10 protein-coding genes are annotated in these 14615 nt (G+C 39.9%); 5 read left to right on the top strand and 5 right to left on the bottom strand.

The window, feature by feature from the left end; all coding sequences use genetic code 11:
• Positions 1-158: 158 nt before the first annotated feature.
• Positions 159-1652 (bottom strand): guanosine-5'-triphosphate,3'-diphosphate diphosphatase, encoded by a 1494-nt coding sequence (gene gppA / locus NO991_RS18755; RefSeq protein ID WP_371352277.1) that lies wholly within the window; start codon positions 1650-1652, stop codon positions 159-161.
• 48 nt (positions 1653-1700) lie between these two features.
• The gene (gene rhlB / locus NO991_RS18750) at positions 1701-2975 is read right to left on the bottom strand and encodes an ATP-dependent RNA helicase RhlB (RefSeq protein ID WP_054554680.1); all 1275 of its coding nucleotides are present in this window, start codon (positions 2973-2975) and stop codon (positions 1701-1703) included.
• Positions 2976-3065: 90 nt separating this feature from the next.
• Here rhlB and trxA point away from each other — a divergent pair, with 90 nt between their 5' ends.
• The 3 genes from trxA (at position 3066) to NO991_RS18735 (ending at position 6246) form a co-directional block, all read left to right on the top strand.
• The gene (gene trxA / locus NO991_RS18745) at positions 3066-3392 is read left to right on the top strand and encodes a thioredoxin TrxA (protein ID WP_054554679.1); all 327 of its coding nucleotides are present in this window, start codon (positions 3066-3068) and stop codon (positions 3390-3392) included.
• 181 nt (positions 3393-3573) lie between these two features.
• Complete coding sequence (gene rho, locus NO991_RS18740) at positions 3574-4833, top strand: transcription termination factor Rho (RefSeq protein WP_054554678.1); 1260 nt, start codon at positions 3574-3576, stop codon at positions 4831-4833.
• A gap of 162 nt (positions 4834-4995) precedes the next feature.
• Complete coding sequence (locus NO991_RS18735; RefSeq protein ID WP_300362391.1) at positions 4996-6246, top strand: methyl-accepting chemotaxis protein; 1251 nt, start codon at positions 4996-4998, stop codon at positions 6244-6246.
• Here the strand turns inward: NO991_RS18735 and NO991_RS18730 are convergent.
• Positions 6219-8978 (bottom strand): tetratricopeptide repeat protein, encoded by a 2760-nt coding sequence (locus NO991_RS18730; RefSeq protein WP_300362388.1) that lies wholly within the window; start codon positions 8976-8978, stop codon positions 6219-6221. The two genes, NO991_RS18735 and NO991_RS18730, sit on opposite strands and share 28 nt — an antisense overlap.
• Before the next feature lie 219 nt (positions 8979-9197).
• Between NO991_RS18730 and NO991_RS18725 the strand changes: the two genes are divergently transcribed.
• Positions 9198-9779, top strand: coding sequence for a DNA-J related domain-containing protein (locus NO991_RS18725; RefSeq protein WP_209328397.1), 582 nt, complete (start codon positions 9198-9200; stop codon positions 9777-9779).
• A gap of 9 nt (positions 9780-9788) precedes the next feature.
• Here NO991_RS18725 and dbpA read toward each other — a convergent pair whose 3' ends face one another.
• Entirely contained in the window at positions 9789-11177 is a 1389-nt protein-coding gene (gene dbpA / locus NO991_RS18720; RefSeq protein WP_054554675.1) for an ATP-dependent RNA helicase DbpA, read from the bottom strand.
• Positions 11178-11364: 187 nt separating this feature from the next.
• Between dbpA and NO991_RS18715 the strand changes: the two genes are divergently transcribed.
• On the top strand, positions 11365-12321 hold the full coding sequence (locus NO991_RS18715; RefSeq protein ID WP_138598971.1) for a tetratricopeptide repeat protein: 957 nt from the start codon (positions 11365-11367) through the stop codon (positions 12319-12321).
• A gap of 310 nt (positions 12322-12631) precedes the next feature.
• Here NO991_RS18715 and NO991_RS18710 read toward each other — a convergent pair whose 3' ends face one another.
• Positions 12632-14590, bottom strand: coding sequence for a S9 family peptidase (locus tag NO991_RS18710; protein WP_166341459.1), 1959 nt, complete (start codon positions 14588-14590; stop codon positions 12632-12634).
• Positions 14591-14615 lie beyond the last annotated feature (25 nt).

Here is a 14615-nt window from a genome sequence, read left to right as displayed (position 1 = left end):
TAAGCAGTCCGCCGTGTCGGTGGATGCGCATTATAGGGAGATCCGAATTGAGATCAACTGTTTTTTGAAGTTTTTATTAAAAAAATGACTGTTCGCACAAAATACGAACGAAACGGGTAAAAATAGCACTAAAAAAGGCCCCGAAGGGCCTTTTAACGTTATTTTACTATAAGCTTCCAACCTACTTTTGCTTGTAGCTTGGACTCTAGTTGCAGCTCACTGGCCATTAATGGATGATATTTTAACCAATCACCATCAAATGCTAGTGTAAGGGTGTTTTCATTAACACTGAGATCAATCGCTGGTAGTACATCATCTTGGCGACGCATTGATAAGATCACAGCGATCCGCACAACTCTTGTTAAGCATTCTGCGAGTACTTGATGACAGCCCAAGTGAGCAAAACTGTTTTTAACAAGATCAGCGCGATGCTCACTAGCAACAGCAGTAATTAGTTTATGCTCAGATTGCGAGAATCCTGGCATATCTGTGTTTTCTATAATGTAAGCCGTGTGCTTATGATAAAGCTTATACTCTATTAGTAAGCCTATCTCGTGCAATTTTGCTACTGTCCTTAGCAATGCAATTGCATTTTCATCGATCGATTGCCATTGCCCCATCACGCTTTTAGCCAACTGCTCCGCAAGTTGCGCAACACGACAAGCCTGTTTTTGATCTACATGATAGCGATTCATTAAACCATCAACTGTACGCTTGCGGATGTCGTGGTTATGAAGCTCTGGCACCATGCTATATAAAACACCTTCACGCAATGCACCGCGCGCAAGACCCATTTGTTTTATATCTAGCGATTGAAACAAGGCGATTAATATAGCGAGGCCAGAAACAAACACTAGGCGGCGCTCTTCACTCAAGCCAGCAAGCTCAAGATCAGCAATCGTTTCAAATTGCACTGATTGCTCTTTAATAGCGAGAAGTTTATCAAGCGTTAAAAGCTCATCTTGGTTTTGTGCAACCATGATTTCTTGGATCGCTTGCACTGTGCCTGACGCACCGCTCGCAATTTGCCATCCGGTTGCTTGGTATTCATCGACAATTTCTGCAACCACTTCACTTGCAGCTTTAATTGCAGCAGCAAAGTTTTCGTTACTGAGCTTTTGATCTTTGAAGTAGCGTTCTAGGAAGGTAACACAGCCCATGTGTAGGCTTTTATAATGCAGTGCATCAAAACCCTGACCGATAACAACTTCGGTACTGGCTCCGCCAATATCGATAACCAGTTGTTTACCGCTACAAGCAGAGGTGTGCGCCACGCCTTTATAGATTGTCTTAGCTTCTAACTCACCGCTGATGACATTGATTTTATGACCAAGGATCTGTTCAGCTTTATGCTTGAATACATCAGCATTAGTAGCAAGACGTAAAGTTGCGGTCGCAACAATTGTGATGTTTTTCTTTGGTATGTCTTGTAGACGTTCAGCAAACAAGGCTAGGCATTCCCAACCTCGTTGCATGGCTTCAGTGCTAAGGACGTTGTTTTCATCAAGCCCTGCAGCAAGCCTTACTTTACGTTTTACTCGACCGATCGTTTGCAGACCGCCAGCAATCGATTTAGCGATCAGCATATGAAAGCTATTTGATCCTAAGTCGATTACTGCATACACATTTTTTTGCGGTTGAAGTTGCCCCACCGTTCAAAAACCTCTAGTTACTACTAAGTCTTCAATAACGGTCGTTTATCACGACCGCGATTTCTGGTAACTATTATTTGGTCGACGTCCGTTGTTATTACGATTACGTGGGCCTGTAGAATAGTTCCGCTTTTTCTGAATAGTAGGCTTAGTTAAATCATCAAGCAATGCACTTTTATCATAATGTGATAATGGAATGCTGTGTTCTATATATTGCTCAATTTCGTGGAGATTATAGGCATACTGTTCACAGGCAAAGCTAATAGCGTGTCCTGATGCACCTGCACGTCCGGTACGACCAATACGGTGTACATAGTCTTCACAATCATCTGGCAAATCAAAATTAAATACATGACTTACTTCTGGGATATGCAAACCACGAGCTGCAACGTCTGTTGCTACTAAAAAGTCTAAATCGCCTTTGGTAAATTGAGCCAAAATTGATTGACGCTTTTTCTGGTTTACATCACCGGTTAATAAACCAACTCGGTGACCATCGGCTTTCATCCATGCATAAACATTCTCACAACTGTGTTTCGTATTTGCAAACACAATCGCTTTATCTGGCCATTCTTCTTCAATTAAAGTTAACAGTAACTTAATTTTGTCATCTTGCGATGGATGGAATAGCTCTTCTTGAATACGCTTACCTGTTTTTACATCAGGCTCGACTTGTACGTGCTCAGGGTTAGTCATATGTTCAAACGCTAATTCCTGCACACGATATGACAAGGTTGCAGAGAATAATAGGTTTAATCGCTCAGACGTTTCTGGCATACGTCTAAACATATAACGAATATCTTTTATAAAGCCTAAATCGAACATACGATCTGCTTCATCAAGCACTACAACCTCGATTTCATTGAGGGTATAACAGCCCTGCTTGTATAAATCGATAAGGCGTCCAGTAGTCCCAATTAAAATATCAACGCCTTTTTCTAGTTGTGCACGTTGTTTTTCGTAATCTTCGCCACCATATACTAATCCTAAGTTAAGATTACAGTGTGGCGCTAAAATTTTTGCATCTTTGTGTATCTGAATCGCCAGCTCCCTTGTTGGGGCCATGATCAGGGCTCTTGGATGTTTACTAGATGCTTTGCTAGATTGTAATAACCGATGGCACGTGGCGGTTAAAAACGCCAACGTTTTGCCCGTACCTGTTTGTGCTTGGCCCGCAATATCGCGGCCTTCACAAATAAAAGGTAGGCATTTTGCTTGAATGGGTGTGCAATATTCAAACCCATTTTCGGTTAAACCGGCAACCACTTCCGGTGCGATAGCAAAGTCTGAAAACTTTTTATCGGTCAAATGTGTCTTAGTCATAGCGTTTAAGCATAACGTTTAAACTTGCAATAAGAAACAAGAGTGTTTAAATACGCATTAAATATTTCGCCTAACTAATCGGAGATCGCAATGAGCGAGAAAATTATTCAATTAACTGACGATAGCTTTGAAGCTGACGTACTACAATCAGACAAACCTGTACTTGTTGATTTTTGGGCTGAATGGTGCGGACCTTGTAAAATGATCGCCCCTATTCTTGACGAAGTAGCTGGCGAGTTTGATGGCCGAGTTACCGTTGGTAAACTTAACATCGACCAGAATGCAGGCACACCACCAAAGTTCGGTATCCGTGGTATCCCTACATTACTTCTTTTCAAAGATGGCCAAGTTGCAGCAACTAAAGTTGGTGCTCTATCTAAGACTCAATTAGTAGAGTTTTTAGAAAACAACATCTAATGAAAATATAAAAAAAGGGCTTTTTGCCCTTTTTTTAGCTTTATTTTGTTTAAAGACTGGACGCCTTGCTAGTGACCTGCTAGTTTATAAAGCCAACTAATCCTTAGTTATACCAACAAACCTCACTCATGTATCAAACGATGATTTTGAGTATGACAATTGTAATAAAGAACCCACCAATATGCATTTACGCGAATTAAAAGACAAGTCTATAAAAGAGCTTGTAAACTTAGCTGAGTCCATGGGGCTCGAAAACGTAGCCCGTTTAAGAAAACAAGACATCATTTTCGCCATCCTTAAAGCGCACGCTAAAAGCGGTGAAAACATCTATGGCGGCGGTGTACTAGAGATCTTACAAGATGGTTTTGGTTTCTTAAGATCATCAGAAGCATCTTACTTAGCCGGCCCAGATGATATTTATGTATCACCGAGTCAAATCCGTCGATTCAGCATGCGTACTGGTGACTCAATTTCAGGCCTTATTCGTCCACCTAAAGACGGCGAACGTTACTTCGCACTATTAAAAGTAAATGAAGTAAACTTCGACAAACCTGAAAACTCTCGCACAAAAATCCTATTTGAAAACCTTACCCCACTACACGCAAACGAACGTTTACGTATGGAGCGTGGTAACGGTAGCACTGAAGACATCACAGCACGTGTACTTGATTTAGCCTCTCCAATTGGTAAAGGTCAACGTGCGCTTATCGTTGCTCCGCCGAAAGCGGGTAAAACCATGCTACTGCAAAACATTGCGCAATCGATCAGTTACAACCAGCCTGATTGTGAACTGATGGTTCTTCTTATCGACGAACGTCCAGAGGAAGTTACAGAGATGCAGCGCCTTGTAAAAGGTGAAGTAGTTGCCTCAACGTTCGATGAACCAGCGAGTCGTCACGTTCAAGTTGCCGAGATGGTAATTGAAAAAGCAAAACGCCTTGTTGAGCATAAAAAAGACGTGGTTATCTTACTTGATTCAATCACACGTCTTGCTCGTGCCTACAATACGGTGATCCCATCATCAGGTAAGGTATTAACCGGTGGTGTTGATGCAAACGCATTACACAAACCAAAGCGTTTCTTTGGTGCAGCTCGTAACGTAGAAGAAGGCGGTAGCTTAACAATTATCGCAACGGCTCTTATCGATACTGGTTCGAAGATGGACGAAGTTATCTACGAAGAGTTCAAAGGTACAGGTAACATGGAATTACACTTAAATCGTAAGATTGCCGAAAAGCGTGTATTCCCAGCGATTGACTTTAACCGCTCAGGTACGCGTCGCGAAGAGTTACTTACTAAACCTGATGAACTACAAAAGATGTGGATCTTACGTAAGATCGTTCATGAGATGTCAGAAATTGACGCCATGGAATTCTTAATTGATAAGCTTTCGATGAGCAAAACCAATGATGAATTCTTTGACTCAATGAAACGACAGTAACGATTACTAAGTTTTTAAAAAATGCCTGTTTAATACAGGCATTTTTTTTGCCTAAAACTAAGCACATAACACTTTAAAAGTTATACTTTTTCAGAATAAGTTTATTGGTATTTGAAGAATAATTGTTCTATAAATGATTAGATATAAAGGTAAGGATCCTCTATGTCGCATTTAAAAATTGCAATTATTCTATTTGTAGTTAGCTTAATTGGCAGTATTACCAGCTTTATCATTTTCAACTCATCTATGAAAGAAATAGTCATTTTTGGCTTAGTTTCAGTCATTCCTTGGTCGCTATTAATCATTTATCTACATAAAGATAATGACAAACAAAAGGACTACCTTAAATATTTTGTATCTTGTATAACAACAAAAGATGGCATCGACTTCACTTTTCGGTTTAATGAAAGTGACAGCCAATTACCTGAGGTCTGTCACGCTTTAAATGCAAGTCTAACCATGGTCGAGCATTTACTTAGTGAAGTTTCGGCTTCATCTGCGCGGCTTCTTCCTATGGCAGATGCTCTGCGAGACACCTATGCCTCAATGACTCAAAAAGCCACAATACAAAATGCACATGGAATTGATTTAGCCAATACAATAAATCGAACGATTGAAGTGTCAAGAAAGCTTGATCATAGCTTGAAAGAAATCTTTCAATCGGTTTTGGCTGCGACAGAATCAGTTCAACAGACTCGTTCTGATTCAGATAAAAGCCAAGCAAGCCTTATTACACTTGCTGATAATATAAATCTCACAAGCGAACAAATTTTATTACTTAAACAAGACAGTGATGCTATAGGCTCAATTATTGATGTAATAAATGGCATCGCAGATCAAACCAACCTCTTGGCATTAAACGCGGCAATTGAAGCAGCCCGCGCTGGTGAGCAAGGTCGAGGCTTTGCAGTTGTCGCAGATGAAGTAAGAAACTTAGCTGCACGAACGAGTAAATCGACCCAAGAAGTGCGTGAAATGGTAGCTAAAATTCAACACAGCACCAAACTTGCAAATCAACTGATGCAAACAGCTCTCAAGGAAGCTGAAAATACAGTACAGTTATCTGATGCAACGACAAAAGAAACAAATAAAATAGAGCAGGCTATGTTAGCTATCAGCAGCTACTCAGAGGGCGTTCATGAGCAAGTCGCAATACAAAGTACTATGTCTGACGAAGCCCAGGCTAGTATTGATGCAATGGTAGAATTAAACTCAGACGCACTTTCAAGTTCGCAAATTCAAGCTGTGTCCAGTAAGGATTTAGTTAGCTTAGCTCACGCTATAGATGACAAACTGTCTTTGTTTCATATTGCTCACCCAGATATCGATACTAATCAGCGTATAAATCGCGATCGTATCCAAACTAGCGACTCTTCTAAAAATCATCAAGATGGAGAGATTGAGTTATTTTGACTTACAGCAGCACAATGTAGCTGCTCAAGCAACTGAGCAACTAGGCTAGTTAAGTCTGATAATTTTTGCTGTTTTAGTGCAGACTCAAGCGCCATTGCACTCACTGCCACCTCATCTAACGCAAACATTTTTGCAGCACCACCAATGCGGTGCGCATCCTGCTGCAAATCGAAGTATTTATCAGCAGCAAAGTGTTGTTGTATTAAGGCGCTTTCGTGCTCGAAACTTGCAATAAAACTAGCGACTAAGTCGCTCATATCATGCTGAGACTTAATTGTAACGGCGTCCTTCTTACAATGCTTAGCAAGTTGCGTGTAAAACACCTTTTTATCAATTGGCTTAGCAAGATAACCTGTAAATCCCGCTTGAAGATAACCGTCGATTTCGTGACTAATAGCATTAGCCGTTAACGCATATACAGGCTGTGTAAACCCACATTCATGTAATAGTTTAAGCGCACTTAAACCATCAAGCACTGGCATCTGAATATCAAGCAACACGACATCGGGAAACTCCTTTAAACACTGCTCAACGGCTTGCTCACCATTTTCTACAGCAATCACCTCAAGTCCCATAGATTCTAAATAGCGAGAAATTAAACGGCGGTTATCTGGATGATCTTCAGCTAGCAGCACTTTGCCAGATAAGCCATTGGCAGCATGTTGTTCGAGTTTTGCAGGCTCAATGATGTCAGAGCTTGGTATATACTCTTTACAAGGTAAGTAAAATGAGAACACGCTACCTTGGTTCAGCTCACTTTCAACACTTATATAACCACCCATCATCATTGCAAGCTGTTGCGATAAACTTAATCCAAGTCCAGTACCACCGAAACGGCGACTAATACTATTGTCACCTTGGCTAAAGCAGTCAAATATTTGCTTCAGTTGCTCGGCATTCATGCCAATACCAGTGTCGGTAACATAAAACCACACACCTTGCTCAACACGCGAAACCTTTAACTCAACTTCGCCTTGGTTTGTAAACTTAATTGCATTTGCACACAGGTTAATAAGGATTTGTTTAATGCGGGTAAAGTCGAGCAAGCTATAATATTGCTCACCAAGTTCATTATGAAATGCAAAGTTCAACCCTTTATCTTTAGCCTGACCACTAAGCATAGAATGGACATCAGTAAGCAACCGAACTAAATCCCCCTCTTTTAAGCTAAGCTCTAGCTTGTTAGCTTCAATTTTACTGATATCTAGCACGTCATTTATTAGCTCTTTTAAATGATCACTTTGTTTTTGGATAACAGCAAGTTCATCATTTAAGTGCTCTGGTTTATAATAACCATTAATTAAATTATCTGTTTGCCCTAAAATTGCAGTTAGCGGCGTACGAATTTCATGACTAATATTTGCTAAAAATTGACTCTTTATTTCGTTAGCTCTGCGCAATTTTTCTGCTGTTTCTTCAAGTTCTTTTGTTCGTTTTGCCACCATTAAAGAAAGCTGCTCTTTAGCGCCTTTTTCAATACTACGACGGTATACAGTAATACCTGTTACCACCAGCATAACGAATAAGATGAATAGCATAATGCCCAACTGTCGTTGTTTGGACATTTCGAGATCTTGTACTTGTTGACGTTGCTTTAGTTCGATTATTTCTTGATTGAGCTGAGTTGCTTGTATCTGGCTTTGTAACTCTCCCATCGACTTTAATAATTTGGCATTTTGAACAGAGTTAAATGAACGAACAAACTTATCAAAATTCGCAACGGCTGTAGCAAAATCACCTTGACCTGCTTTAATTAAAGCCATCATTCCCATACCATCTTGAACACGTAAATCGTCTTTGTACTCCTTTGCCATCTGTACTGAAGTAGTTAAAGTGGATTCAGCTTTTGTTAATTTATTCTGTAACAATTCAATTTTTGCTTGTGACAACACGCCGGCCAACTCTAAGGCTTTGTTGTCAATTTTTTTTGCAAACTCAATCGCTTTTTCGGCATGGCTTAAGGCAAGCTCTAAATCACCCGTGCGCAAATAAACATTAGCAATGTTGCCATGGCGAGAAGACAAGAAATAGGCGTTATTTGTTTCTTGATAATAGCGCAAAGCACGCTGATAATAATGCAAAGAGAGTTGATACTGTCCAAGCTCAGAATAAGCTACCCCCATATTTCCATAGGATTGAGCGACACCATCCATATCACCTAAACTTTGGAATATATTTAATGTTTCTCTGTACATTTCAAGAGCAACTTCGTAACTTGAAAGTCGAATATATATTCCGGCAATGTTATGCAAAATATCAGCTTTATCTTGCTCACTACCATGTTGCTCATAAATATCTTTGGCCTGTTTGTAGTAATTTAAAGCTTGATTCAAATTAAACATATCAAAATAAGCGAGACCAATGTTGCTCATTAAATTGGCTTTAGCTAGTGGGTCAGGCATTTTTTCAGCAAAAGGTATCGCTTTTAAGTACGCTATTAGCGCCTGTTGCATCAAACCTTGGTAATAGTAGGTCACTCCTTGCATTTTTATTGCACGAAAGAAACGCTCCGGATTGGTATCAAATGATGTAGATAACTCAACTTTTTGGTAATTTTCAATTGCTTTAGAAAATAAATCTTTCTCTAATGCTAAATCGGCTAATTGCATATAAACTTCAAGAGTTTGCTCATTACTCAGTGAACCTTGTGAAATTAACTGTAACCCTAGTTGATGCTTATCTTCCCATTGTTCTTGTTGTGTGAATTGCTCAAATAATGAATTTGCAGCCAAATTGAAGGGCATAACGAAAAAACAGCAAAAAAACGCTGAACAAAGTATGCTTAAACGTGTAGGTGCGAGCATATATTTAATATCCCTAATCTTATACTTGGCTTTTTATGCTAATTTTATAATGCTAAATATTTATCTCAGAGCAACTTTGTAGTTTCAATTGTTTAGCTGTGATAGCGTACACACATTTAGATTACACCAAAGTCAGGCTTGCGAACAATGGTTAACCCACTGATTGATGAGATTTTTTACCTCCTTTTGGAACAGCCTGTTTGGAAGGTTCATACGCTTGCCAGCGCACTTAGTGAATCTGGAAAAATAGAACCATTAGACGCAGACCCACAAAAAGATCTGTTTAAACGCAACTTTTTAGTTATGAATGGCTTGTATCAACTGCAAGCACAACTTGCGCCAGAGCAACAACTAGAGATTGCCTCTTTACATATTGAACTTATTAGTAAGCAAACAAGTAACGCATTAGAAAGTCATGACCCGCTACGGGGTTATTATTTAGATTGGCAAAACTTTGATACAACAAGCGATGAAATTGATACGTTGTTAACTGATTTTTGGCAGCGCTTTTCGTCATTTAGCCCAAAAAAGGCCATTCACTCATTACCTCAGCAGCAGCTAATACAATTACAACAGGCGTGGCAGCTACCTACTGATTTTTCGGAAAAACAGTTACAAAAGCGTTGGCGACAACTAGCATTAAAACACCACCCAGACCGCCAAGGCTGTGCAATTGAGTTTAAGAGAATACAACTCGAATATGAGCAACTAAAAGCAAGCTGCTCATAATTAACCAGATTACCGACTCAAACGTCGCGCACGGATCTTGCGCTTTTTAATATTACCTTCGGTCAATTTGCGTAATGCAGGTTTTGCAGCTGCTCGCTCAACAGCAATAAAGGCCACATTATCAAGTACGTTAATTTTACCTACCTGATGACCGGCAATTCCCTCTTTACCAGTTAATGCACCTAAAATATCACCGGCACGAATTTTTTGCTTCTTGCCGGCATCAATCATAATGGTAGCCATGGTTGGCTTATAAGCAGGCTTTTCGAGCAAGCTAAATGGCGGAATTGGTTCAGGGTCAAAGTCGCGCTCATAGTGGTCGCCAATTTGTGCCACTTTAAATTGCTCTGCTTCACCATAAATAGAACATGCAATACCCTTTTTACCTGCTCGACCAGTACGACCAACACGGTGTACATGGGTTTGAGGGTCATGCGCGAGGTGGTAGTTCACTACCATGTCCATATCGTTGATATCTAAGCCACGCGCAGCAACATCCGTTGCAACCAGAATACAGGCACTTTTATTAGCAAAGCGAATTAAAGTGCGCTCACGTTCACGTTGATCTAAATCACCGTGTAAGGCAACCGCACTAAACCCTTCAGCATAAAGGTCATCACAAATCTGTTGAGTTTCAACCTTGGTGTTACAAAAAACCACACAGCTTTCTGGTTGGAACTTTAATAACAACAGCTTCAATGTATTAAAGCGCTGTTTGTTGTTATCTAGCTTATAAAAGTATTGCTTGATTGTGCTTTTTGTTTGCTCTTCTTCTACCTTAATCATTTCAGGGTTGCTAAGCACTCGCTCAGCTATCGCAGCAATTGATTTTGGATAAGTCGCACTAAACAATAATGTTTGGCGTTGATTTGGAATACTCTCAACAATAGCATCAAGGGTATCTTGGAAACCCATATCTAGCATTTGATCAGCTTCATCTAACACCAAGGTTTCAACATCATTTAAGCGCAATGTGCCTTTGCGAATATGGTCATCAACACGACCTGGCGTGCCAACAATGATATGCGCACCATGCTCTAATGAGCCAATTTGTGGACCAATAGACACACCGCCACATAAGGTTAAAACTTTAATGTTATGAATACCACGGGCTAGCTTACGAACTTCTTCCGCTACCTGCTCTGCTAATTCTCGGGTTGGACATAAAATGAGAGACTGAATACGAAAGCGTTTCACATTTAACTTAGCTAGCACACCTAGACTAAATGCAGCCGTTTTACCCGACCCTGTTTTAGCTTGGGCAATAATATCTTTGCCTTGCAAGATCACTGGCAAGCTTTGCGCTTGCACAGGCGTCATTTGCGTATAACCTAAAGTTGATAAGTTATCGGTTAACTCTTGCGGCAAAGCCAAAGATGAAAAAGCAGTAGCGGTCACAGTAATATTCCAAACTTGATAATTGAGGGACATCCTCGAAGATGCTGTGGATCATAGCAGAGAATGGGCTGTTTCTCTAAACGAAAACATTGTTCAGCATATTTAATTCATATTTGCTTACAGTTTGGTGCTTTCTAACTCTCTGCATTTGTTCTAGTTTATTGATAGCAATATTCAGGAAGAAACGATGCTTCTATTTAATACCGCACCCGCTGATGTTTTTTATAAAAAACAAAAAACGTGTCCACATTGCCATAGTGAACATTATTCTTTAAGCAATCACAGTAAAGTTTTGCGCTTTACTATTTTGCCCATCATGCCACTTTCTATTAATTATCAAAGACAATGTGATGACTGTGGCTATGTTACTCCTGCACCTTGGTATTCATTGCCCGCCTTAGAGTTAGCGTCGTTTATAAAGTACTTTATTGGCCTATTCATCATCGCTTACCTATTAGCAAAAGCATTAATCGGGGCGAATGAACAAACTGAGAACGAGCAAACTTACCTAAACGAGCCAAAGTTGTTTGATACCTATTTTGTCTATTCAGATAAGTTTACTGGCAAACCAAAACGTATTAACAACCTAAAAGTAGCTCAGCTCGTTGAATTGGATGACAAGAACATGACTTTTAGAGTTGCTAACTACACTTACAAGTACAATAAAGACATCGAGATTGCGATGCGAACCAGCATGCTAGTTCAAGATGATTACTTTTCTAGTAAAACCCTGACTTTCAGTAAATCACAAATACAGCAGCTTTATGATGAAGGCAGCATATATAAGATTATGCGACCTGAGCTTTATAGTTTATTTGGTGGTTTTGTTATGCACCCGCCTAGACCTAAGCCTTTATATACGGGCGTTAAGCTCGATAAACATAATCAGGAGGGGATCACTTACTTCAAAGATGGCTTATACGAGGAAGCGTTGAAAAGTTTTACCCTGTCTGCGGAAGATGGTTATTCATGGGGACAATTAAACTTGGGTCAGATGTATCGCGATGGCCAAGGGACAGAAGTGAATAACGAAAAAGCAGCTTACTGGCTCAACAAAGCCACCTTACAAGGGAATCCTAAAGCAAAGGTTGAGCTCGCAGAGCTATGCTTGAGTTACGATTGTAGTAAGTTGAATACTCAATAATCTGTTACCCATAAATATCACGCAGAAGAAACCAGCCTAATAATATGACTCTCGCTATTTACTTTATTTTTGTTATGTTATAACATTTTTGTATGGCACAGTATTTATATTACTTTGTTGGTTTTATAAATGCTTATTAGCAATAACAGAGTCACTCTCCTGCTCTGTTTTAAATTGCAACTAGGCTTCATTGCTTAATGAACGAATCATCTTTTGAGTTTGTACAACTTAAAGGAAGACCTTGCACACTAGCACGCTTACGTTCCCGTGCTAAATCCTTGCCGGCGAGCTTGCTCGCCGGCACTTTTCATTAAAGCTTTAAATGATCATCTAAAAAAGCCAATACTTTTTTATAGTAAAGAGTGCGGTGCTCTTCTTTATAAAAACCGTGACCTTCATCATCTAGAATAGTGATTTCATATGGGTGCTTAGCTTTTTTCAAAGCGGCTTCTAATGATTCTGCTTGCTCAATTGGCGCACGTTCGTCTTCACCACCATGCACAATAAGAACAGGTGCTTTTAGCTTATCGACATTATAAGCTGGCGAGAATGCTTTTAACTCGGCTTCATCAGTACCAATCACTGTTTTTAGATAATTAACACCATAACTACTTGCTTGCGTGTCACCTTCTTCATACATAAGAGGCAAGTCGTAAACCCCCATCAGGCCTATTGCACACTTGAACATATCTGGCTCGATAATCGCGCTTTGTAGTGCAGAGTAACCACCGAAGCTGGCTCCCATAATGCAAATATTATCCTTATCAACTGTGCCGTCATTAATCAATAATTTCACACCATCAATAATGTCGTGCTGAACGTTTTGTCCCCACTGACGATAACCGGCTTCTTGGAAGTTCACACCAAACCCTTCCGAGCCACGAAAGTTAACCTTAAGTACTGCCATACCTTTATTGGCTAACATTTGCACTTCTGGATCATAGCCCCAGTAATCACGTGCAATTGGACCACCATGCGGCATAACAACCAAGGGTAAGTTTTTCTCAGCTTTACCGTTTGGTATAGTTAAATAAGCTAAAATTGTTAAACCATCACGGCTTTTGAAGCGTAGCGGCGTAGTTTGTGCCATATCATCTTGACTTATCCAGCTTCTAGTAGAAAATAATAAACGTAACTTATTGGTATTCGCGTCATATAAATAATATTGCCCAGGGTTTATATCACTCGATGCGAAAATAATATTCCTTGTATCATCTTCTGTACTACTGACTAACTGTACTTGACTGCCGGGTAGTGCACCTAATAAATCTTTAAGGCGCTGTGATTTAGGTGAATCGCTATCAACAAACGCATAACTTGGGTAGTCAGCCTCGGTTTCTATAGCAAATAGTTCCTTAGAGATTTCATCAACCCAAATATGTGACGGTGAAACATGCTTATCCTGGAAGATTTTCGTCACTTCTTTCGTTTTTAGGTTAATCTTAATTAGACTTTCTGCTTCCCCATCCTTTGATGCAGTGGCATATACAGACTCACCTGATTTATCAAATGCCTTTAATGTAATATCGGTGTAATTAATACCTTTTGTATCAAGCTCTTTCCAAAAACCGCCTTCAGGCTCTCGAACATGAATTGTCGCGTTTAGATAATCGTCACTTGATACGGCGATACGAACATTACCATCATGATCTGTTAAAAAACGCCCCATAGGTGCAGGTGAGCGCGTAATTAAAGTGCGAAGACCGCGGTAAACATCGACTTCATAAACAACGGTTGTTGGCTCATTGGTTGCTGTCCATGGGTAAGTGACAACCAAAACTTTTTTATCATCATGAAGTAAGGGATCTAAAAGATATGACGTTCCTCGAACTGGTGTTTGCTTCTTTAACCGAGTACCAGTTTGCTGTTCACCATGATAACCAATTACATATGCGCCACGGCTACCATCAACATTCACAGCAAATAGCTCACCATAATAAATAGGCGTATCTTGCCAGCCCTTTAAATACTCTTTTTCAAGAATAACACGCTCATTGTTAACCCAATGGTATTCGCCAACCTGTGCATTACCCGGAAAAGCAACCGCATGGGTTACGGCAAACTTGGTTGTATCAACAATGATGAGTGAATTTTTACCTTCGTGTTTTTTTATAGCTGCGACGTAGTTGCCATCAGGAGAGATAGTTACACGACTAAAGTCATTACCTTTACTGAAATCTTCTACTGATAATTTTGCAGATTTAGCGAAGCTGGTAAATGACAGCGTAAATAACGCTAGCCCCAGCACAAAAGTGAGGTATCGAGACATGATTAACTCCATTTAACGATTTAAT

The sequence above is a fragment of the Pseudoalteromonas sp. DY56-GL22 genome, assembly GCF_041414715.1.
In the GTDB taxonomy this organism is placed as follows: Bacteria; Pseudomonadota; Gammaproteobacteria; order Enterobacterales; family Alteromonadaceae; genus Pseudoalteromonas; species Pseudoalteromonas simplex.
Note: the sequence above shows the minus strand (reverse complement) of the source record. Positions and strands in the feature narration are given on the sequence as shown.

Bases quoted from the DNA above. Each gene is read 5' to 3' on its own strand.
- rhlB (WP_054554680.1), bottom strand. From the start codon at position 2,975: ATGACTAAGACACATTTGACCGATAAAAAGTTTTCAGACTTTGCTATC.
- trxA (WP_054554679.1), top strand. From the start codon at position 3,066: ATGAGCGAGAAAATTATTCAATTAACTGACGATAGCTTTGAAGCTGAC.
- rho (WP_054554678.1), top strand. From the start codon at position 3,574: ATGCATTTACGCGAATTAAAAGACAAGTCTATAAAAGAGCTTGTAAAC.
- NO991_RS18735 (WP_300362391.1), top strand. From the start codon at position 4,996: ATGTCGCATTTAAAAATTGCAATTATTCTATTTGTAGTTAGCTTAATT.
- NO991_RS18725 (WP_209328397.1), top strand. From the start codon at position 9,198: ATGGTTAACCCACTGATTGATGAGATTTTTTACCTCCTTTTGGAACAG.
- NO991_RS18715 (WP_138598971.1), top strand. From the start codon at position 11,365: ATGCTTCTATTTAATACCGCACCCGCTGATGTTTTTTATAAAAAACAA.
- NO991_RS18710 (WP_166341459.1), bottom strand. From the start codon at position 14,590: ATGTCTCGATACCTCACTTTTGTGCTGGGGCTAGCGTTATTTACGCTG.